Origin of the sequence: Streptosporangium amethystogenes, assembly GCF_000721075.1 — a bacterium.
GTDB classification, from domain to species: domain Bacteria; phylum Actinomycetota; class Actinomycetes; order Streptosporangiales; family Streptosporangiaceae; genus Streptosporangium; species Streptosporangium amethystogenes.
In genome coordinates, this window is record NZ_JOEQ01000010.1 from 47,985 (window position 1) to 69,136 (window position 21,152).

A 21,152-nucleotide genomic window follows, 5' to 3' on the forward strand; every position below is an offset into this window, starting at 1 on the left:
ACCGATCCGAAGATCGGTGGAGCGGCTGCCCCTGGTCCGCCGGGCGGTCAGCGTCCGCTGTCCGGACCCGCCGCCACGGTGACCGCAGGCGGATCGAGCAGCGAATCCGAGTCCTGGCCGATCATCGAATCCTGCTTGCGGATCCGCAGGACCGTTGAGGCGAGGAGCAGCCCGACGATCACCAGGCTTACCAGGAACACTCCGCCCGCGGTGATGGCGTTCTCGGGGTACAGGACGGCACCGTCCGGGGTGCGCATCGCGAGCTCCCCCATGATGACGAACAGGATGACCGGTGTGGTACTGGCGAAGCCGCTGTAGCTCACCTGCACCATCCCGGCGATGGAGCCCTGCTTGTCGGCCGGGGAGCCGGCGATGACCATGCCGGGGATCGAGCCATAGGCCAGGCCCGTCCCGGCGCCCACCAGCAGGGCGGCGATGAGGACCTGCGGGTAGCTGCCGTGGTTGAAGCCGAGCTGAAGACCGCCCAGCAGCAGGAGCAGCAGACCGATCCTCATCATGGTCGCGCCGCCCACACGGCTGAGCAGCTTGCCGACGACGACGCCCATGACCACCATGGCCACCGACTGGGGTGCGGTGATCATCGCGTACTCCGACGCGGTCATCCCCAAGCCGTAACCGAGCCCGGCGGCGCCCGGCGTCATGCCGATCATTGGAAGGATCGAACCGGTGATGGCGGTCGACCCGTATGCGGTGGCGGCCGTCACCGCGGCGAGCAGAATCGGCCGGCGGGCGAAGATCCGCAGGTCGACGATCGGCTGGGCGAAGTTCAACGACCGCCTGACGAACCCGACCAGAAGCAGCAGGCCGACTGCTAACGCGCCCAGCGTGGCGACCGAGCCCCAGCCCCACCTGTTTCCGGAGCTGATCCCCAGAAGCAGGATGCCCAGGCCGAAGCCCAGCATGCCGGCGCCCAGGAAGTCGACCCGCGAGGGGACGCGGAGCCGCGTCTCCGGGGTGGTGAGCAGCAGCAGCGGCGTGAGGATGATCATCCACAGCACGTCGAAGGCGAACAGCCCACGGAAGCCCCAGTTGTCGAGCAGCCACCCGATGAGGAACGGCACGCCGATGGAGAAGACCCCGGTGCCGGTCATCGCGACCGCACTGGCCAGTGGCAGGATCCGCCGAGGGTACACGTCGCGCATCAGCGAGTAGCTCAGGAACATCGTAGGCAGCACGGTGCCCTGCAGCATCCGACCCGCGACGAGCACGCCGAAGGTCGGCGCCACGGTCGCGACGACCGAGCCGACGGTGCTCGCCAGCAGACAGATGATCATCATCCGCCGCTTACCGTGGATGTCGGCCAGCTTCCCCACCAGCGGGCAGAGGACGGCCCCGGAGAGGATGAAGCCGGTGAGGAGCCAGCCTCCCTGGTCCGTCTTGAAGTGGGTGGTGATCGCCGGCAGCGCGGTCGTCACCAGGCTGTACCCCAGCGCGGTCCCCTCCAGGATCATGACCATCGTCACCATGGAGAGGACGAGCCGCGGGGTCCACCCGCCCCTCTCCGCCGTCGTATCTGTCGTACTCATCGTCAGGCCTCCAGAAAAACGTGATATTTCAATGAATCTCGGCGTGGCCGCGGACTCCGGCGTCTTCGTGGCTCAGGTCCCGGCGGGGGGTTGCTGTTCCTCCTTGGCACCACGCGGACACCGCGGTGTCACGCACGTCTCTCAGTCGATGACGGACCGCGGGCCCCCCACGACGGGGGTGCGGTCATCTCGCCCCGGTGGGGAGCCGCCGGGGCTCGGGGAGGTCAGGGGCGGCGCGGGGCGCGACCGGCCCGTCTGGTTCAGGCCGCTGCGGCGGACCTGCCGGCGCGGCGGCCGAAGAAGGCCCCGTCACCCAGTGAGGTGCCGCTGCGGTACCCCCGGGACGGGATGCCGCAGCCGACGAGCCCGTCGAAACGCTCCAGCCAGCCCTCCCAGTAGACGGTCGGCTTGCCCTCGGCGGGGTCAGGTCCGGTGGCGAACTTGAGGAAGGCGTACGGCGCCGTCCTCGCCGCGCTCACCGGCGGTCCTTGCACCCAGGCCGGGCGCCGCCGGACGCACCGGCCGACGGCGCAACACCGTTGACCATCATTTTCGGCCTCCTGTTCGCCGGTGACTGTGCCTTTCACCGAGCACCTGCGATGAGCGGCGTCGTGCACTGGCGCAGACGCTAAGCGCCCGGTGACATAGATCACGTCGGGCATCCCAATGAGCGGGACCCGGTGGTGAGAAGGCGGTCACACAAATCTCATCCACACGGCGACGTCCGTACCTGGCGGCCGGTCGGAAGCGGTGATCGGCAGGCTGTTCGCGTCGCCGGTCGAACCCTCACCCCGGTCTTGCCCCGCGCGTCCTGCTGAGCGGGATCGGCCCGGGAACGCGGCGAAGCCGTTGATTACGGTCCGGTTACCCGGAAGACCACACCCCGGGTTCCGGCGGGCCAATACGGACGGAAGTGACGATTCGGTGAGCTCCACCTGTAGCTGGGCGAAGGACGGCGGGTTCCACATCGCCGACGCCCTCGCCTTCGGCCGGGTCGCCGGCCGCACGGCCGCCGAACCGCCCGCCATCACGAGCGATCTGGAGGAGATCAGTGCCAGTTCAGTGGGATGAGACGGCCGACGTCGTCGTCGTGGGGTCCGGGGGCGCCGCGCTGACGGCAGCCTACACAGCGGCGGCGGGCGGATTACGCACCCTGGTGCTGGAGAAGACCGAGTACTTCGGCGGCACCAGCGCCTACTCCGGGGCGGGCCTGTGGCTGCCAGGCAACCACATCCTGTGCCAGGCGGGTGTCGAGGACAGTGTGGAGCGGGGGCTGGAGTACTTCCGGGCCGTCGTCGGCGACCGCACACCGGCCGCACTGCAGGAGGCGTACGTCTCGACGGCGCCCGAGCTGGTGGAGTTCCTGGACCGCGACCCGGTGCTGGAGTTCGAGCACCTGCCGTTCCCGGACTACTTCGCGGCTCCGGGGCGTACTCCCGGCGGCCGGGGGATCCGCCCCAAGCCGCTGTCGGCGCACCTGCTGGGCGCCAGGCTCGGTCAGGTGCGCCCGCCGATCTCGATCGACCAGTTCGGCGTGCCACAGGACCAGGAGACGCTGACCGGGGGCCAGGCCCTCATCGGCAGGTTGCTGCTCGCTCTGGACGGCACCGGGAACGCCACGCTGCGGACCGGAATGCGGATGCGTTCGCTGGTGGTCGAAGACGGCCGGGTCGTCGGCCTGGAGGCCAAGCACGAGGGCCGCACACTGGTGATCCGCGCCGAGCGCGGCGTGATCGTGGCCGCCGGCGGGTTCGAGCGCAACGCGGAGTTGCGGCGCGAGCTACAGGGCCTGCCCGGCGCGGACTGGTCGTCGGCCGCGCCCGGATCGAACACCGGGGACGCGCTCGCCGCACTCCAGGCGGTGGGCGCCGCGACGGACCTGACCGACGAGGCGTGGTGGTGCCCGGCCGTGCTGTTCCCCAACGGCCACGCCGCCTTCACCCTCGGTCTGCGCGGAGGCATCTTCGTGAACGCCGCGGGCGAGCGGTTCGCCAACGAGTCGCTGCCGTACGACCGGATGGGCCACGAGATCCGCGCGGGGCACGCCACCGGGGTGTCACACCTGCCTGTGTGGTGGATCTTCGACGGGCGCTTCGCCAACGCGCCGGGGATGTCCCAGCCCGCGCCCGATCCCGAGGCGTTCCAGGCGGCCGGCCTGTGGCGCACCGCCGACACGCTCACCGCTCTCGCCGAGCGGATCGGCGTGCCCGCCGACGTGCTGGGCAAGACCGTCACCCGGTTCAACGGGTTCGCCGCCTCCGGCGTGGACACCGACTTCCACCGGGGCGAAGACCCATACGACCGGTTCTTCGCGTCCGGCGACGGCTCGAACCCCACCCTCGTCCCGATCGAGCGGGCCCCGTTCCACGCGTTGCAGGTCGTGCTCGGCGACCTCGGCACCAAGGGTGGCGCGCGGATCGGGGAGGACGGGCAGGTGCTCGGCGAGGACGGAAACGCGATCCCCGGCCTGTACGCCATCGGCAACTCGGCCGCCTCGGTCGCCGGGCATGCCTACCCGGGCCCCGGGGTCCCGCTCGGCTCCGGAATGGTCTTCGGCTACCGCGCCGCCACCCGGCTCCGGACGGAGGACCGATGAGCGCCGGGAAGATCAACGATGCCGTCGTCCGTTACCTGGACGCGGTGGCGAACGGAACCGCGGACGACATAGCGTCCTGCTACGCGGAGGACGGGACGCTGGAGGACCCGGTGGGCAGCGAGCCACGCCGGGGCCGCGCCGCGATCCGTGAGTTCTACTCGGCGCTCGAGGGCGCGTGCCGGGACACGGAGTTGCTGACCGTCCGCGTCGCCGGCGACAGCGCCGCCTTCTACTTCCGGGTACGGATCGAGCGGGGTGACCGGACCTTCGAGATCGAGCCGATCGACGTGATGACCTTCGACGAAGAACAGAGGATCACCAGCATGCGGGCGTTCTGGAGCGGCGATGACATGCGGGAGGCACGGTGAATCCTCGGTGCGCGGCCGGCCGGGCCGTCGTCTTCCGCCGTCGGGCGGACCGCCCGGCCGCATAGGTCGAACCCGTCCATGCCACAGGCCCGGCGCATCGCGCCGGGCCTGTGGCCGTTCCACCCGCCCGTCCTGGTCCCACCGGGATGCCCGGCGGGACCGGTTGGCATCAGACCAGGTTGTCCTCGACGGTCAGGCCGAACTCGCCCTTGCCGTACATCCCCAGGGCGCGCTCGGCGTCGTTGGCGACGTGCACGCTGCCCGCGTGCGCGTCCCGCCAGGCCCGCTCGATAGGGTTGCCTCGGCCGAGCGAGTTCCCTCCGGCGGTCTTGAAGAGACTGTCGATCGCCTCTACCGCCCGCTCGGTGGCACGGACCTGGTCCCTGCGGACGCGCAGCCGCAGCTCCATCGGAATTCGTTCGCCCCGGACGGCGTACTCATACACCTCGCGCACGTTGTGGTCCGTCTGCAGCACCGCCGCGTCGATCTCCGAAGCGGCCCGGGCCACCGCGACCTGGGCGAACTGGTCCTCGGCGAACCGGCCGCCGCCCAGGCTCAGCCGTACCCGGTCACGCATCGCGGTGACGTAGGCCCGGTAGCAACCGGCCGCCATGCCGACGACGGGAGCGGTGATCGCGTTGGTGAAGACGGTCGCGAACGGCATCCGATAGAGCGGGCCGGTGTTCACCTTCTGGCCGGGACCGCGCAGTTGTGCCTGCTCGTAGTTACGCATGGCGCGGTGCTCGGGCACGAACACCCGCTTCACGATGATGTCGTTGCTGGCCGTGCCGCGCAGTCCGATGACGTCCCAGACATCCTCGATCACGTAGTCGGCGCGGGGGACGAGGAGGGTCATGAAGTCCACCGGCCTGCCCTGCTTCTCCACCACCAGGCCCCCGACCATTGCCCACGACGCGTAGTCGCAACCGGAGGAGAAACGCCACCGGCCGGAGAGCTCGTATCCACCCTCGACCGGGGTGAGCCGCCCCACGGGAGCGTACGACGAGGACACGAGCACGTCCGGGTCCTCCCCCCATACCTCGTCCTGCGCGGCCTCGTCGAACAGGGCGAGTTGCCACGGGTGGACGCCGAGCACGGAGACCACCCAGCCTGTGGATCCGCAGACCGCGGAGATCTCCCGGACGACCTCGAAGAACCTCACGGGGTCGCTCTCGGTGCCGCCGTACCTCCTGGGCTGCAACATCCGGAAGACCCCCGTCTGGATGAGCTCCCGTATCGTCTCCTCGGACACCCGCCGGTTCACATCGGCTGCGCCTGCCCGCTCCCCGATCTTCGGCAACAGCGCGCGGACCACGTCCAGGACCTCGTCACCCGCGGGAGACACGGAAGAGTCGCGTTCGCCCGGCCCGTGCCGTTCACTCCGGTGCGTCGTACCGAATCTCATCTCCCCGCCGCGAGGGCGACCGCGATCTCGATGAGCTGGTCCTCCTGGCCGCCGACGAGCTTACGGCGCCCGGCCTCGATGAGGATCTCGGCGCCCGACACGCCGTACTTCCTCGCCTGGCGGTCGGCGTGCTTCAGAAAGCTGGAGTAGACACCGGCGTACCCCATGGTGAGCGACAGCCGGTCGAGCAGGCACTCGCCGTCCATGATCGGGCGGACGACGTCCTCGGCGGCATCGATGATCTTCAGGGTGTCGATGCCGGTGCGGATGCCGAGCTTCTCGGCGACCGCGGCGAACCCCTCGACGGGCGTGTTGCCGGCACCGGCGCCGAACCTTCGCGTCGAGCCGTCGATCTGGAGGGCGCCCGCCCGCACGGCGATGACCGAATTGGCCACGCCGAGGCCGAGGTTCTCATGGCCGTGGAAGCCGACCTGGGCATCGGGTCCGAGTTCGGCCACGAGCGCGGCGATCCGGTCGCCGGTCTCCTCCATGATCAGCGCGCCGGCCGAGTCGACCACGTACACGCACTGGCATCCCGCGTCGGCCATGATCCGCCCCTGCCGGGCGAGGGCCTCGGGCGGCTGGCTGTGCGCCATCATCAGGAACCCGACCGTCTCCAGGCCGAGCTTCCTGGCGAGACCGAAGTGCTGGATGGAGATGTCCGCCTCGGTGCAGTGGGTGGCGATTCGGCAGATGCTCGCTCCGTTGTCGGCGGACTCGCGGATGTCGTCCTGGAGCCCGAGGCCGGGCAGCATCAGGAACGCGATCTTCGCCCGCTTCGCCGTCGCCACCGCGGCCTTGATCAGCTCCTGCTCCGGGGTGTGGCTGAAGCCGTAGTTGAACGACGAGCCCCCGAGCCCGTCGCCGTGGGTGACCTCGATCACCGGCACGCCCGCGTCGTCCAGCGCGGCGACGATGGACCGGACGTGCTGAGGCGTGAACTGGTGCTGCTTGGCGTGCGAGCCGTCGCGCAGCGACGAGTCGGTGATCCGGATGTCGAGGTCGGAGCTGTAGGACATGGATCGATCTCCCTGTGACTAGGAGCGCTCGGCGAGAATGCGCTGCGCGAAGCCTTCGCCGACCTTGGCGGCGGCGGCGGTCATGATGTCGAGGTTCCCGGAGTACGGCGGCAGGAAGTCGCCCGCGCCCTCGACCTCGATGAACACGGCGACCCGGGCGAGCCCGCCGCTCGTCGGCGTGGGGTCGTCGAACTGCGGTTCGGCGCGCAGTCGGTAGCCGGGCACGTACGATGCCACGGTGTCGACCACATCCTTGATCGAGGCCGCGATCGCGTCCTGGTCGGCGTCGAGCGGGATCGAGCAGAACACCGTGTCCTGCATGAGCATCGGCGGCTCGGCCGGGTTGAGGATGATGATGGCCTTGCCCTTCCGCGCACCACCGATCATCTCGATGCCCCGCGCGGTGGTGCGGGTGAACTCGTCGATGTTGGCCCGGGTCCCGGGGCCCGCCGACGGAGAGGCCACGCTGGCGACGATCTCCGCGTAGGCCACCTCGGTCACTCGGGAGACGGCGTACACGATCGGAATCGTCGCCTGCCCGCCACAGGTGATCAGGCTGACGTTGGGCACGTCGAGGTGGGCCCCGAGGTTGACGGCGGGTACCACCGCCGGCCCGATCGCGGCCGGGGTCAGGTCCACGGCCGGGATGCCGAGCGCCTGATACCTGGGCGCGTTCTCCCGGTGGACGTACGCCGAGGTCGCCTCGAAGACGATGTCCGGCCGTTCGGCCTGGGCGAGCAGCCACTCGACGCCCTCGGCCGAGGCGATCAGGCCGGCGGACTCCGCCCGCTTCAGCCCGGGACTGTCCGAATCAATGCCGATCATCCAGCGCGGCTGGATGAAGTCGGAACGGAGCAGCTTGTACATCAGGTCGGTCCCGATGTTGCCCGAGCCGACGATCGCGGCGGTTGCCTTGGTCACTGTGTCACCCTCATTCGAATCGAGCGGTCACGGAGCCGAGCCCGGAGAACTCGGCACGGAAGTTGTCTCCGGGGCGCGCGTCGATCGCCCTGGTGCAGGACCCGGGGAGGATGACGTGCCCGGCCTCGAGCTTCACTCCGAAGGAGGCCACCTTCCTGGCCAGCCAGGCCACGGCGGTGGTCGGGTTCCCCAGCACCGCGTTGGTGTTGCCCCTGGTGATCTCGGCGTCACCGGCGTAGAGCACGGCCTCGATGTCGGCGACGTCCATGCCCGCGGCCGTCAGGTCGGCCGGGCTCATCCGGGCGTCACCCAGGATCACACCGGCCGAGGACGCGTTGTCCGCGATGGTGTCGGCCAGGCGGATCCGCCAGTCCCTGATGCGGCTGTCGATCAGTTCGATGCTCGGCACGACGTACTCGGTGGCGGCGAGCACGTCCTCCTCGGTGCATCCCTCGCCCGGAAGGCTCGCCCCGAGTACGTATCCGATCTCCACCTCGATCCGGGGGTGGCAGTACCGGTCAGCCCGGATCGGCGTGTTCCGCGACAGCACCATCGTGTCGAGCAGATGACCGTAGTCGGGCTCGTCCACACCCATCATCCGCTGCATCACCGGGGAGGAGAGTCCCACCTTGTGTCCGTACACCCGGGCTCCGGCGGCGAGACGGCGGCGGATGTTGATGAGCTGGATCTCGTAGGCGTCCACCACGCCGATGTCCGGGTATGCGTCGGTCAGCGGTTCGATCGGCACCCGATCCCGCTCGGCTTCCCACAGCCGTTCGGCCGCGGACTGTCTTCGCGTTCCCTCCAGCATTCAGTTCTCCCGAATTCGTGTCCCGCATCGCGCTTGGGCGGTGCGGGCGGTTGATGGATGGGGGTGGTCAACGGTGACGCGAGGTTTCCGTGACGGTTCCCCTCAGCGAAAGAGTTCTGACGCGGACGAGGTTCACTCGTCGTAGGTGATCCTGAGACGCTCGCTGAGCGGGGTCGCCTGGCAGGAAAGGATCAGCCCGTCGGCGAGGTCCTGCTCGTCGAGGACCGTGTTGCGCTCCAGCGCGACCTCGCCCTCCAGCAGCACACAGGCACAGGCGCTGCAGGACCCCTCACGGCACGAGTACGGCGCCTCCACGCCGGCCGCCAGCAGCACGTCGAGGAGCTTGTTGCCCTTCGGCCAGGTCAGCCTCCTCTTCTCACCGTCCAGCTCGATCTCGACCGTGCTGCCGGGGCCCGAGGAGTCGACCGCGACACCGGGCCCGGCGAAGGGGTCGGTGGCCAGCGATTCGAAACGCTCGACGTTGATCCGCCGCCTCGGGACACCCAGATCGGCGAGGACCTTCACGGCGAGGTCCATGAACGGGCCGGGGCCGCAGACGAACGCCTCCCGGTCGGTGTACGGCCGGGTCAGCGCGGCCAGGCCGGCCACGCTGGGCAGGCCCTGCACCGACTCCAGCCAGTGGACGACGGTCAGCCGCTCACCGTACTCGGCGGTCAGCGCGACCAGTTCGTCGCGGAAGATCACCGAGTTCTCGTCGCGGTTGGCGTACAGGAGGGAGACGGCGCCGGCGCCTCCGCGCAGGCACGATTTGAGGATCGACATGACCGGTGTGATGCCGCTGCCGCCGGCGAGCAACAGCAGGTCCTCGTCGAGCGAGGCGGGGACGAACGTGCCCGCCGGCCGCAGCACCTCCAGCACGTCCCCTTCGGTGACGTGATCGCAGATCCAGTTCGACCCGTAGCCGCCCCGGGTGCGCTTCACCGTCACCTTGAGCTTCTCGTCGCACACCGGTGAGCTGCTCAGGGAGTAGCAGCGCGCCGCGCCCTCCGGGCGGGTGGTGGGCACCCGGATGGTGAGGAACTGGCCTGGCCGGTAGCCGAACCGGGTGTGGTCTCCATCGGCGGGCTCCAGCACCAGCGAGTGCGCGTCGGAGGTCTCCCGGATGACCTCGACGACCCGCGCCTTCAGCGGTCCCGGCTGGGTCATGCTCCCCACTCCTCCCTGGTCACGGAAACAGCCGGCTGGAGTCGCCCCGCCGCGTGCCGGGCGGCGATGTACCCGAAGACGATCGAGGGGCCGATGGTGGCGCCGGGACCCGCGTACTCGTTGCCCATGACCGATGCGGAGGTGTTCCCGGTGGCGTACAGCCCTTCGATCACCGAGTCGTCGGGGCGCAGCACCCGGCTGTGCTCGTCGCAGACCAGCCCGCCCTTGGTGCCGAGGTCGCCGGCCTCGACGCGGAAGGCGTAGTACGGCGCCTTGTCGATCACGTCGAGGTTCGGATTCCTCAGCGTGGGATCACCGTAGTAACGGTCGTAGGCACTGTCGCCCCGGCCGAAGTCCTCGTCCTTGCCGGCCCTGGCGAACCGGTTGAAGCGCTCGACGGTCTCGGTCAGCGCGTCGGCGGGCATGCCGACCTTCACCGCCAGCTCGGCGAGCGTGTCGGCGCGGAACGCCACGCCCTGCTCGTAGAACGCCTCCGGTATCGGCATCCCGGGAAGGATCTGCGCGAACGGGTACCGTGCCCGGGCCTTGGCGTCCATCACGAACCACACGGGCACGTGCCCGCCGGCCAGCTGGTCGTGCACGAAGTTGACGTACGGGGCGGACTCGTTGGTGAACCGCCGCCCCTGCTGCGACACGATGACCGACGGCGGGATGCACCGCTCGGACACCAGCGGGATGGTCGCCCCCGCCGGGTGCCGTACGGCCGGCATCCACCAGGCGTCGTCCATCAGGTCGAGGGCCGCACCGAGCCGCTCTCCCGCCAGGATGCCGTCGCCGGTGTTCTCCGTGGCGCCCATGCCGAAGTCGGTTCGGCCGCCACCGGGCAGGTACTTGTCGCGCATTTCCTGGTTGTGGTCGAAACCACCGGTCGCCAGCAGCACCCCGTACCTGCCGCGGATCCGGACGGTCTTCCCGTCGCGCCGAGCGACGATGCCGGTGACGGCGCCGCTTTCGTCGGTGACGAGTTCGGTCATCGGCGTCCGCAGCCACAACGGGATCCGCGCGTCCTTCAGCGCCATCCGCAGCCGGGCGACGAGCGCGCGCCCGCCGGTGGACATGTGGCGGCGGCGGAACAGGTTCGACGAGACCCGCCAGGCGGCGACGATCGACGCCCGGCGACCGCTCCAGGTGCGCTTGACCATGGCCAGGTCGTGGTAGTCCTTGCTGGTGACCCACAGGCCCAGCGGGCCCTTCATGCCGTTGGGGCGCTGGTACTTCTCGTCCTCGCCGAGCTTTCGGGTGTCGAACGGGATCGGCTCGATCGACCGGCCCAGCGGCCTGCCGCCTTCGAACTCGGGGTGGTAGTCGGCGTAACCCCTGGTCCAGAAGAACCGGATCCACCTGCTCCTGCCGAGCAGTTCCATCGCGGCCGGGCCGTTGTCCACGAACGCGTCGAGCCGGGCCGCGGGGACCCTGCGCTCGGTCAGCAGATCAAGGTAGCGGCGGATGGACTCGCGGCTGTCGTCGTGCCCCTCGGCCCGCAGGGTGGGATTGTTGGGGATCCAGATGCCGCCACCGGAAATCCCGGTGCTGCCGCCGAACGCCGCGCCCTTCTCGACCACCACCGCGGACAGGCCGCTGTCGTGCGCGGTCAGCGCCGCCGTCATGCCACCGCCGCCGCTGCCCACGATGACCAGGTCGAACTCGTGGTCCCACCCACTCACCGCTCATCCTTCCTACTGAGGAAGGCCAGCACGACGCTCTCCCAGGCGGCTTTCTGCTCGATCATCACCCAGTGACCGCAGTCGGAGAAGATGTGCACCTCGACGTCGGGGATGGTCCGCATCGGCAGGATCGCCATGTCGACCGGGCTGACCCGGTCGTCGCGGCCCCAGGTGATCAGCGTCTTGGCCTTGATCTTGTGCAGCATCGCCCAGTACGGCGGGGTGTCCGAGGCCGCGGCGGCCGCGGCGCCGGCGGCGAACGCCGCCTTGCCGTACATCTGGCGGGCCCCTGCCAGGGTGGCCGGTTCGGTGGCCAGCGCCCAGCGCTCCTCGATCAGCTCCTCGGTGACCAGGGAGCGGTCGTAGACCATGGAGTCCAGCCACTGGATGAGCCGTTCCCTGGTGGGCTCCTCGGTGAAGTCCATGAGCAGCCTGATGCCCTCACCGGGGCCCGGGCTGAACAGGTTCTTGCCGATGCCGCCGATGGTGACCAGCCGGCGCACCCGGTCGGGGTAGGCCATCGCCACCTGGGCGCCGATGGCTCCACCCATGGAGTTCCCGATCACGTCGGCCTGCTGGAGCCCGAGCCCGTCGAGGAAGCGGGTCACCGCCGTCCGCCCTCCCACCATGGGATGTTCGCCGGTGGGGTCGCTCACCCCGAAACCGGGGAACTCCAGGATCAGGCAGCGGAAGTGCTCCGCCAGGACCGCGAGGTTGCCGCGGAAGTTCCGCCATCCGGTGACCCCGGGCCCCGAGCCGTGCAGAAGCAGCAGCGGCGGGCCCTCGCCGGCTTCGTGGTAGCGCAGTACACCCTGGTCGGTCGCAAGTTCCCGCGCCGTCGACTCATAGGTCAGCTCGGTAAGCATTCATCCGTCCCGTTCATCGCGGAGTATCGGCTTCGGGGAAGGTAGCCCGCGAGGGCCGGCGAGCGGGTCGTTCCTCCCGATGAGTGAGACCCGGCCCACCTCCGCCCGGGATCGGCCGGGACACCGGGCCGCGCCCCGTACCCCTTCCGCTCAGCGGGATCCGGCCCCGGTGAAGCCCGCCGGAGGTCCGTAACTTCGTTGCCCGAAGCCGCCGACGGGGCGGCGCCCGACGTTACCCGAGGTGAACCGCATGACAGCCGAGCCCTCACTCACTCCGGACTCCACCGGTGTGGCTCCGCCCGATCCCGCGGAAATGCGGCAGGCGATGGGCATGTTCGCGAGCGGCGTGACGGTCATCACCGGCATCGACGGCGGAGAGCCGGTGGGATTCGCGTGCCAGGCGTTCGCGTCGGTGTCCCTCGAACCGCCGCTGATCCTTTTCTGCGCCGACCACAGCAGCCGCACCTGGCCGAGGATCAGGAAGTCCCGGAGGTTCAGCGTGAACGTGCTGGGCGAAGGGCAGTCCGACCTCTGCAGCCGGTTCGGCTCCAGCAAGGGCAGGAAGTACGACGGGCTCGGCTGGGAGCTGTCCCGGTGGGGCACTCCGGCGCTGCGCGACGTGCTCCTGCGCGTCCACGCCGAGGTCGCCGACGTGCACGTCGCAGGGGATCACGATGTGGTGATCGGCCGGGTGCTGGAGGTGGAGCGGGACGCCGAGCGGCGTCCCATGGTGTTCTTCCGTGGGCGGTTCGGCATCGACCATGAGACGGACGCCGAACAGGCGCTGTTCGCTCCCGGTCTGTGGGGCTGGGCGGATCAGTGGGACTGGGATCGGGCTTGGGAATGACGCCGGGCCGTGCGGATCACAGCCAGCCGTCGTTCCCGCCCATGGTGAGCAATCGGTTCATGGTCTCCGTCGACCAGTTGCGGTCCGGCACCCGGGCGGCTTGACGGGATCGCCCCCGCTGGTTGTCCAGGTCAGGGAAGAGGGCAAGTGAGGCCTGCCGTGCCGCGTCGACCACCAGCGGGGCAACGTTCTCCAGCGGCATGCGGGTGTCGCCGACGAGAGAGATGCTCGCCACCGGGCCCTCGTGGCCTCGGATCGCCGCGGCAGCACACGAGATGCTGGGGACGTTCTCGCCCCGTTCGAAGGCCAGCCCCTGGCGCTGCCGGATGCGATTCAGCTCCTGGTGCAGGGTGCCGATGTCGCCGATGGTGCGGCTGGTGAGCCGGCTGACCTTGCCTCCGACCAGTTCCTCGACCCGCTCGGGCTCCAGCCAGGCGAGGATCGCCTTGCCCAGCGCGGTGGAGTGCGCCGGGGCACGGCCGCCGACCCGGGAGGGCACGGACAGGGCGAACCGCCCGCCGGCCTTGTCCAGGTAGAAGACCTCCGAGCCGTCCAGGACCGCCAGGTGGACGACCATCCTGGTTCTCATCTGCAGGTCGTGCAGCAGCGGCGCGGCGGCCTCTCGGATCTCGCCGTGGCTGCCGTCACCCCCGCCGATTCCTAGCGCCCGCTTGCCCAGGCTGTAGCCGAAGGACGAGTGCTCCAGCCAGTTCAGTCGTACGAGTTGGTCAAGGATGCGATGCGCCGTCGAGCGCGGCAGATGAGTGCACCGAGCCACGTCCTCCAGGGTGAGATGGGTGAAACGGCCGTCGAACGCGTCGATGATCAGCGTCATCCGCTCGACCATCGACGGCGGGAGCTCTCGCCGCGCGGGCGCGGCCTGGCCAAGCTCAGAGAGAGCGGTCATCACATCTCCCCAAAACTGAAATAAATTCTTGTTTCGGAATGTAGCAACGAGACGGGCAACAGGGAAGAGATGGAGAAAGATCACCGAATGATACTTTTTGTTCGGTTCGTCCCATGGGACACGAGAGCCCGCCCCCTCTACTCCGGGAAGATTTCCGCGAGGAGCTCCGGGGTGCGAGAAGCCGCTCGCCACGCCGCGGAGCGTGGCAGCGCGCCGAATCAGATTCATGCCATATGTAACATGTAGCTAATAAGTGCGTCAACGGACACAACACCGTCATATCTCCGCAACAAACCTGTGTAAGCCAGCCCCGCGCTTGAGCCTCTCAGCAGCGTGTTTGGCTGAGACGGACCCCGGAGCGCCCCACTGATGGCAGCCCAGCCGGGCCGCCCCCGTTGGCTACGACACGACGAACATCTGCGATGAAAGGTGCAAGCGGGCATCTAGCGGAATGCAATGATCCACTGACACGATCGGGGCCGCTGCAAAGGAGGCTTCCCCGTGCGTCGTCCCATCCCCCTGGCCCTCGCTGTCGCGATCTTCGCGCTGTCGGGGACGGTGATCTCACCCGCCCAGGCCTCGGCCGGGCCGTGCAGGCCCGGTCAGGGTGCCAACCTGCGGGGAAGGGACTTCACCAGAGGCGCCCCGCTCCCCGCCGACCTGCGCTGCGCCAACCTGACCGGGGCGAAGCTGAACGGCGTGGAGCTCATCCAGAAGGACCTCACCGGAGCGATCCTGCGCGGCGCCTCGCTCAAGCAGGCCAATCTCACCCAGGCCCGGCTGAAGTACGCCGACCTGCGGGGTGCCGACCTCACCGAGGCCGAGCTGGGCCAGATGCACGCCGACCACGCCGACCTGCGGGACGCGATCCTGGTCGACGCGGAGGCCGGGCAGGCGGAGTTCCCCTACGCGGATCTGACCGGGGCGAAGCTGACCAGGGCCGAGCTGACCCAGGTCAACTTCACCGCCGCCAAGCTGATCGACGCCGACCTCGACGAGAGCACCCCCGGTCAGCTCAAGGCCCGCAAGGCCGACTTCACTCGGGCCAAGCTCCGCGAGGCGAAACTGAGCCAGTCGAACCTGCGCAACGCGACGTTCAAGTACGCCGACGTGAGCGAGGCCGAGTTCACCCAGGCGGAGCTGGACGGCGCCGACTTCACCGGCGCGCTGGTCCAGGGGGCGTCCTTCATCCAGGCCGACGACGTCGATCTCACCGGCGCCAAGGGCACCCCCACGGGCCTGACCGTCCCGCGGCCGACCTCGTTGCCCACCTCCCAGCCCGAGGATGCGGAGGAGGCGGACACTCCACAGGCGGAACCCGCGCGAAGCGTCGGTCCGTCCGTGGGGCTCGTCATGGTCGTGCTCAGCGCGGTGGGCCTGGCACTGACCGTGGTGGCCTGGGGCGTCAGCGCCCAGCAACGGACCCGCCGCGCCGCGCGGTTCGCCGTGGTGCGGCGCGGCGCCGAGGAGGACATCACCCGGCTGGGCGAGGAGATCGACCAGCTCGACTACGAGTTCCAGGTCAGCGGACGTGGCGGCATGACCGCCGACCACGACTGGCGGCACGCCCTCGACGCCTACGAGGCCGCCAAGCAGGCCCTGTCGATCGCCCGCCGTGAGGAGGAACTGCACTTCGTGGCCCGCGCCGTCCAGGACGGCAGAGCCGCCCTCGCCCGCCTCCGCTCCCGCGTCCGCTGACACCGTCCGGCAGGACGGCGGCAATCGGGAGCGCGCGGCGGTCGCCGTACGCCGGGGTGCTCCGGAGATTCCGGCATCCGCTTCCAACCTTCGGCCCCTCGGCGGAGTTGTTTAGTGCATGGACCGCTATGAGGGGTTCCAGGAGTTCGTGCATGCCCGTCAGCAGTCGTTGATGCGGACCGCCTACCTTCTCACTGGAAACGCCCACCTTGCCGAAGACCTGCTGCAGACGGTCCTCACCAGGGTCGCCTCCCGCTGGCCCAAGCTCGCCCGGAACGGCAACATCGAGGCATACGCCCGCAAGGCGCTGGTCAACCAGCACCTGTCGTGGCGCAGGCGAAAACATGTCGAGCTGCCGAGCGCCGCGTTGCCCGAACACGGCCGGTCGCACGACGAGTCGACCGTACGCCGCCTGGCCCTGCGCCAGGCGCTCGGCAGGCTGACCCCGCGCCAGCGGACGGTGCTCGTCCTGCGCTTCTTCGAGGATCGCACCGAACACGAGACCGCCCAGCTCATGGGCTGCTCGCTCGGCACGGTCAAGAGCCAGACCCACCACGCCCTGTCGCGCCTGCGCGTCCTGGCTCCCGAACTGGCCGATTTGCTCGCCGACGTACCGACGGAGGTGCACCGATGAACCTGCTCCGCGACGAACTGCACCGGATCGCCGACGAGGCCCCCCAGATCGATCTGGCCGACCGTGCCCTCAAGGGGGCCAAGCGCGGGCGGGCCATCACCATGGCACTGGCCGTGGTCATCGCCGTGGCGGTGCTGACGGGCGGTATGGTCACCGTGGTCAACGGCGGTCTACGCGGCGAAAGACCCGTCGTGCTGACGCCTGTCCCCGCGGTCGCCCCCGTGTTGCCGAAGAAGGACATCGGACCGCTGGCCCGCGCCTACACCTACTTCTGCCCGCCTCCCACGATCGACGATACGGACTGTGTCGACGGCCAGTGGCGGGTGGTCACCGCTTCCGGCATGACCTACAAGCTCACCGCCGCACTGGGCCTCAAGAACACGAACAAGAAGGTCCTGCTCGGTCCGGTGGCGATCACGCAGAACGGCCGGCGGATCGCCTACTACAGCGAGAAACAGCAGACCTTCGAGGTACGCGACCTGCGGAGTGGCCGAATCTGGAAGGCACCGTTCACGATCTCCAAGAATGAGCTCGCCGGTGAGAACTTCCTACGCCTGTCTCCCAACGGTCTACACCTGCTCTATGCGAACTTTGGCGGCAGATCCAAGCCGTACAGCGTCCTGGTCGACGTGGCGGAAGGCAAGACGACCACGTTGAACGGCACCTGGCTCCCGGTGAGCGTCGACGACGACGGCGGCTCGGTCACGCAGGTGATGCCGTACGACGGAACCACCCGGATCCGGGTCCTGGGAAACGAGCCGCTCACCATCAAGGAGGCCACCCACAGCTTCAGCGCCCTCGGCCCGGACGGGCGCACCCTGGCCAGAATCGGCTCGACCCGGAACCGCGATGCCAAGCCGGAGCTCAGGCGCCCTCGGACGATCGTCACGATCGATGCCATCGGCGGTCACGAAAACCCCGAGGTGCCGATCCAGGGAATTCCGGAAGAGCTGGTCCCCTCCTACCTGGGCGGCTGGGTGGGCGACACCGAGGTGACTCTGCTCGCCGTACCCGAACTTTCCGGTTCGGGCACGCCGGCGCTGTACGTGCTGGACGTCCACACCGGCAGGACCAGACAGCTGCGAACCCTGGACTCCGAGACCTCCGGTGTCCTGCCGGGAATGGTCGGGTAGACCGGAAGGCGCATGGATCGGCGACTCCCGTCAGGTGCCCGAACCGGGGCCCCGCGGATCGGGGTCACCCGGCGCTCCGCGGCCGAGTCGACGGCGTCGTACCAGGGCGGGCAGCCACGGTGCGACGCCGAGGACGGCCAGCAGCGACAGCAGCGGTATCCGCCACCACCACGAGATGCTCGCCGGTGGCGGGGGCGGTGTGGGCGTCACCCACGGCCGTGCGGTCTTCGACCAGGCCAGGAACGCGTCGCCGATCGGGAGCAGGCCGAAGGCGTACCGCTTGGTCCACGGGGTGTCGAGCGGCAGACCGGCCAGTTCGCCGTAGCCGGCCAGCGCCTCGGCGAGCGGTGCGTCACCGTGGACCTGGGCGGCGCCGAGGGTGACCGCGGTGGCCGACAGGCTCACCCCGAGCGGGAGCGGCCCCGAGTCGACGTCGGCCGGACCGTCCAGGCCGTCGGGGTACTCCCGTACGGCGGGTCCGAGGCCGAGCGGCGAGACGACGTAGGCGTCCCGGAAGCGCAGGTACTGCTCGGCGGCGAAGGCCGGGTCGATGTCGATGAGGAAACGGTGGATGACGCTCTGCGAGGTGCCCCTGGCCACCTCGGCGACCTCGCCGGTGTCGGGGTCGGCCCGGTGCGGGAGCAGCCCGGTGCGCGGATCGAGCCGCCGGCGTACCTCCCGCAGCCACCGCTCGGTGGTCTGGGCGAACCGGGCCGGCAGCAGCGTGTCGTGCAGCCGCAGCGACGCCATCGCCACGGTCGAGTCGACCGGCCACGCCTGACCCGGGTAGGCCGTCAGGTACGGCGACGCCGAGGCGTCGAACGCCGCGCCGAGTTCGGCGGAGTCGTCGGCGAACCGGCGCAGCTCGCCCGGATCACGCCGCCCGGCCGGTTGCAGGCTCAGCACCTGACCGCGCAGCCAGTTGCTCCAGCCCCGGTAGAAGACGCCGTACGAGGGGGTGAGGTCCGGGCTGAACGGTTCGCGGCCGGCTGGTGACTCCAGCCGCTCCAGCGCCCACCGCGCCTCCCGGAGCGCCACCGCCCGCTCGCCCGCCGGTTCTCTGATGCCGATCTCGGCCCAGCTCAGGCCGTACAGCGCGTGCAGGAAGAAGTACCCCTCGGGGAACAGCCGCTGTGCCTCGTCACCGGCCCCGCCCTCCAGCGCGGCGCGCAGGAACGTCAGCTGCCGCCGGACCCCGGCCGGTTCACCGGCCGTCCCCGCGGTGGCGGGCACGACCAGCCGCACCGCCCCCACCAGCGCGCAGACACCGACCACGACGGCGACCAGCCGACGCGCCCGGCCCAGCACCCGACGCGTCGTTGACCGCGGCTTGGACATCCACCGATCTTAGTCCGGCACCCGGTCGCACAGCCGGAACGGCGGAAGCGCCGACGCCTCGAACGGAGCGGGATCCGACGTACACCACATGCGTGATCGGCTCGGTGGATCCACCATCGCGGAGTCGTGGACGGCGTACGCCGCGTCCCGGTGGCCGGTCAGATGCCGCTGGGGGTCATGGGCTGCATGAGGCGGCGGGCGGCCTCGGTGACGGAGCCGGACAGGGAGGGGTAGACCGCGAAGGTGTGCGCGACCTGGTCGACGGTCAGGCGCTGCTGCACGGCCACCGAGACCGCCAGGATCAGCTCCGAGGCGCGGGGGGCAACCACCACGCCGCCGAGGACGATGCCGGTGTGCGGGCGGCAGAACAGCTTCACGAAGCCGTCGTTGAAGCCCTGCATCTTGGCGCGGGCGTTGGTGGCCAGCGGCAGCTTGACGATGTTGGCCTCGATCTCGCCGGCCTCGATCGCCCGCTCGGCGATGCCCACGGCGGCGATCTCGGGGTCGGTGAAGATGGCGGAGGCCACGGTGGCCAGGCGGAGCGGCTGCACGGCCTCGCCGAGGGCGTGCCAGACGGCGATCCGGCCCTGCATGGCGGCGACCGAGGCGAGCATCAGGACTCCGGTGCAGTCTCCGGCCGCGTAGACGCCGGGGGCGGAGGTGCGGGAGACCTTGTCGACCTGGATGAAACCGCCCCGGTCGAGGGTGACCCCGGCCTCCTCAAGACCGATCCCGGCGGTGTTGGGGACCATGCCGACGGTCATCAGGCAGTGGCTGCCCTCGGCGGTCCTGCCGTCCTCCAGCGTGACGACCACGCCGTCCGCGGTGCGCTTGACGGATTCGGCGCGGGAGCGGCCCATGACGTTCATGCCGCGGCGGCGGTAGACCTCTTCGAGGACCTCGGCGGCGTCGGCGTCCTCGTTGGGCATCATCCGGTCACGGGAGGAGACGAGCGTGACCTCCGAGCCCAGCGAGCGGTAGGCGCCCGCGAACTCGGCGCCGGTGACGCCGGAGCCGACCACGATGAGGTGCTCGGGCAGCTCCTCCAGGTCGTACAGCTGCCGCCAGGTGAGGATGCGCTCGCCGTCGGGCTCGGCGCCGGTCAGGATGCGCGGGGTGGCGCCGGTCGCCACGATGACGACGTCGGCGCGGATCGTCCGGTCCCCGGCCCTGACCACCTGCGGGTCGACCAGCCGCCCCGGTGCCTTGATCACCTCGACGCCCTCGGCGGCCAGTCGCGCGGCGATGTCGGCGGACTGCGCCTTGGCGAGCTCCTTGACGCGCCTGTTGACCAGCGGCATGTCGGCGATGACGCCGCCGACGTCCCCGTCGGGACCGCCGGTGAAGTGCACGCCGAGCATGCTGGCGTCGAGAAGCGCCTGCTTGCGTACGGAGGTGGCGATCAGTGTCTTGGAGGGCACGCAGTCGGTGAGCACGCAGGCCCCCCCGGGGCCGTCCTGTTCGACGACGGTGACCTGGGCCCCCAATTGGGCGGCGACCAGCGCGGCCTCGTATCCACCGGGTCCGCCACCAATGATCACTATCCTCGTCACGTACCCCATTCTCCCGCATGGCGCGACCGGCCATCGCTCGGCATCCCTCTCAAAGCACGAAAGTCCCCCAAAACCGTCGTAATTCCACGAGACATCGGCGTGGCTTCGAGGCTGGGTGAGCGTCTCGCGGATCTTCGATTAGTGTTGGCCAACGTGCCTGTCTACGCCGCTTACGGCAGCAACATGGACCCGAAGCAGATGGCCCAGCGGGCCCCGCACTCCCCGATCAGGGGGACGGGCTGGCTCCAGGGCTGGCGTCTGACCTTCGGCGGGAACGATCTCGGCTGGGAGGGCGCCCTCGCCTCCATCGTCGAGGACGCCGCAGAGCAGGTCTTCGTGGTCCTCTATGACGTGCCCGAGTGGGACGAGAGCTCCCTCGACCAGTGGGAGGGCGCGGCTCGCGGCCTCTACCACAAGGTCAAACTCCGGGTGCAGACCATGGAGGGCGAGGTCGTGGCCTGGTTCTACGTGCTCGACGGCTACGAGGGCGGGCTGCCCTCGGCCCGCTATCTCGGCATCCTGGCCGAGGCGGCCGAGCGCGCGGGCGCCCCCGACGACTACGTCAAGGAACTGCGCGGCCGCCCCTGCACCTCCCTGGGCGGCTAGGCCCGTTTTCCGCATGTGCCGCATCGTTGCAGGTCAGCAGCTATATCTGAT

The 21,152-nt window shown here is 69.8% G+C and carries 20 protein-coding genes; 8 read left to right on the forward strand and 12 right to left on the reverse strand.

Annotated elements, in window-relative coordinates; translation table 11 throughout:
* Positions 1–47: 47 nt before the first annotated feature.
* The gene (locus IG98_RS0116180; protein WP_084195395.1) at positions 48–1,547 is read right to left on the reverse strand and encodes an MFS transporter; all 1,500 of its coding nucleotides are present in this window, start codon (positions 1,545–1,547) and stop codon (positions 48–50) included.
* Positions 1,548–1,807: 260 nt separating this feature from the next.
* Positions 1,808–2,026: a hypothetical protein gene (locus tag IG98_RS0116185; protein ID WP_030912424.1), complete on the reverse strand. Its 219-nt coding sequence runs from the start codon at positions 2,024–2,026 to the stop codon at positions 1,808–1,810.
* Positions 2,027–2,471: 445 nt separating this feature from the next.
* Between IG98_RS0116185 and IG98_RS50550 the strand changes: the two genes are divergently transcribed.
* The 3 genes from IG98_RS50550 to IG98_RS0116200 are packed head-to-tail and all read left to right on the forward strand — an operon-like array spanning position 2,472 to position 4,511.
* Positions 2,472–2,618 carry a hypothetical protein gene (locus IG98_RS50550; RefSeq protein ID WP_169750124.1) on the forward strand — a complete coding sequence of 49 codons (147 nt, stop codon included), beginning with the start codon at positions 2,472–2,474 and terminating at the stop codon, positions 2,616–2,618.
* Complete coding sequence (locus IG98_RS0116195; RefSeq protein WP_030912427.1) at positions 2,599–4,143, forward strand: FAD-binding protein; 1,545 nt, start codon at positions 2,599–2,601, stop codon at positions 4,141–4,143. Before IG98_RS50550 ends, IG98_RS0116195 begins: the two co-directional genes overlap by 20 nt.
* The gene (locus IG98_RS0116200) at positions 4,140–4,511 is read left to right on the forward strand and encodes a nuclear transport factor 2 family protein (protein WP_030912430.1); all 372 of its coding nucleotides are present in this window, start codon (positions 4,140–4,142) and stop codon (positions 4,509–4,511) included. The genes IG98_RS0116195 and IG98_RS0116200 overlap by 4 nt, the downstream gene beginning before the upstream one ends.
* Positions 4,512–4,680: 169 nt before the next feature.
* On the opposite strand, the gene hsaA is transcribed toward IG98_RS0116200, so the two are convergent.
* The 7 genes from hsaA to IG98_RS0116235 form a co-directional block, all read right to left on the reverse strand.
* Entirely contained in the window at positions 4,681–5,856 is a 1,176-nt protein-coding gene (gene hsaA / locus IG98_RS0116205; protein WP_030912432.1) for a 3-hydroxy-9,10-secoandrosta-1,3,5(10)-triene-9,17-dione monooxygenase oxygenase subunit, read from the reverse strand.
* A 56-nt stretch (positions 5,857–5,912) separates the two neighbouring features.
* Entirely contained in the window at positions 5,913–6,935 is a 1,023-nt protein-coding gene (dmpG, locus tag IG98_RS0116210) for a 4-hydroxy-2-oxovalerate aldolase (protein ID WP_030912434.1), read from the reverse strand.
* Between the two features lie 18 nt (positions 6,936–6,953).
* Positions 6,954–7,856: an acetaldehyde dehydrogenase (acetylating) gene (locus tag IG98_RS0116215; RefSeq protein ID WP_030912435.1), complete on the reverse strand. Its 903-nt coding sequence runs from the start codon at positions 7,854–7,856 to the stop codon at positions 6,954–6,956.
* A gap of 10 nt (positions 7,857–7,866) precedes the next feature.
* Entirely contained in the window at positions 7,867–8,667 is an 801-nt protein-coding gene (locus tag IG98_RS0116220; protein WP_030912437.1) for a 2-keto-4-pentenoate hydratase, read from the reverse strand.
* Between the two features lie 132 nt (positions 8,668–8,799).
* On the reverse strand, positions 8,800–9,834 hold the full coding sequence (locus IG98_RS0116225) for a ferredoxin--NADP reductase (protein ID WP_030912439.1): 1,035 nt from the start codon (positions 9,832–9,834) through the stop codon (positions 8,800–8,802).
* Positions 9,831–11,519: an FAD-binding protein gene (locus tag IG98_RS0116230; RefSeq protein WP_030912442.1), complete on the reverse strand. Its 1,689-nt coding sequence runs from the start codon at positions 11,517–11,519 to the stop codon at positions 9,831–9,833. Before IG98_RS0116230 ends, IG98_RS0116225 begins: the two co-directional genes overlap by 4 nt.
* A complete protein-coding gene (locus IG98_RS0116235; RefSeq protein ID WP_030912445.1) occupies positions 11,516–12,385 on the reverse strand; it encodes an alpha/beta fold hydrolase in 870 nt (289 codons plus the stop codon). The genes IG98_RS0116230 and IG98_RS0116235 overlap by 4 nt, the downstream gene beginning before the upstream one ends.
* A 250-nt stretch (positions 12,386–12,635) precedes the next feature.
* Between IG98_RS0116235 and IG98_RS0116240 the strand changes: the two genes are divergently transcribed.
* On the forward strand, positions 12,636–13,232 hold the full coding sequence (locus tag IG98_RS0116240) for a flavin reductase family protein (protein WP_030912447.1): 597 nt from the start codon (positions 12,636–12,638) through the stop codon (positions 13,230–13,232).
* Positions 13,233–13,248: 16 nt separating this feature from the next.
* On the opposite strand, the gene IG98_RS0116245 is transcribed toward IG98_RS0116240, so the two are convergent.
* Complete coding sequence (locus IG98_RS0116245) at positions 13,249–14,139, reverse strand: IclR family transcriptional regulator (RefSeq protein ID WP_030912449.1); 891 nt, start codon at positions 14,137–14,139, stop codon at positions 13,249–13,251.
* A gap of 501 nt (positions 14,140–14,640) precedes the next feature.
* Between IG98_RS0116245 and IG98_RS46930 the strand changes: the two genes are divergently transcribed.
* From IG98_RS46930 to IG98_RS0116260, 3 genes are all read left to right on the forward strand, one after another.
* The gene (locus IG98_RS46930) at positions 14,641–15,837 is read left to right on the forward strand and encodes a pentapeptide repeat-containing protein (RefSeq protein WP_051752203.1); all 1,197 of its coding nucleotides are present in this window, start codon (positions 14,641–14,643) and stop codon (positions 15,835–15,837) included.
* Positions 15,838–15,955: 118 nt separating this feature from the next.
* On the forward strand, positions 15,956–16,471 hold the full coding sequence (locus IG98_RS0116255) for a SigE family RNA polymerase sigma factor (RefSeq protein WP_030912453.1): 516 nt from the start codon (positions 15,956–15,958) through the stop codon (positions 16,469–16,471).
* Positions 16,468–17,604 (forward strand): hypothetical protein, encoded by a 1,137-nt coding sequence (locus IG98_RS0116260; RefSeq protein ID WP_030912456.1) that lies wholly within the window; start codon positions 16,468–16,470, stop codon positions 17,602–17,604. The genes IG98_RS0116255 and IG98_RS0116260 overlap by 4 nt, the downstream gene beginning before the upstream one ends.
* A 30-nt stretch (positions 17,605–17,634) precedes the next feature.
* Here the strand turns inward: IG98_RS0116260 and IG98_RS0116265 are convergent, their stop codons facing one another.
* Together IG98_RS0116265 and IG98_RS0116270 are read right to left on the reverse strand one after the other, a co-directional pair.
* On the reverse strand, positions 17,635–18,942 hold the full coding sequence (locus IG98_RS0116265) for a hypothetical protein (protein WP_051752204.1): 1,308 nt from the start codon (positions 18,940–18,942) through the stop codon (positions 17,635–17,637).
* A 158-nt stretch (positions 18,943–19,100) separates the two neighbouring features.
* Positions 19,101–20,495 carry an NAD(P)H-quinone dehydrogenase gene (locus IG98_RS0116270; RefSeq protein ID WP_030912461.1) on the reverse strand — a complete coding sequence of 465 codons (1,395 nt, stop codon included), beginning with the start codon at positions 20,493–20,495 and terminating at the stop codon, positions 19,101–19,103.
* Positions 20,496–20,648: 153 nt separating this feature from the next.
* On the opposite strand from IG98_RS0116270, the gene IG98_RS0116275 reads away from it, so the two are divergent.
* The gene (locus IG98_RS0116275) at positions 20,649–21,101 is read left to right on the forward strand and encodes a gamma-glutamylcyclotransferase family protein (RefSeq protein ID WP_030912463.1); all 453 of its coding nucleotides are present in this window, start codon (positions 20,649–20,651) and stop codon (positions 21,099–21,101) included.
* Positions 21,102–21,152 lie beyond the last annotated feature (51 nt).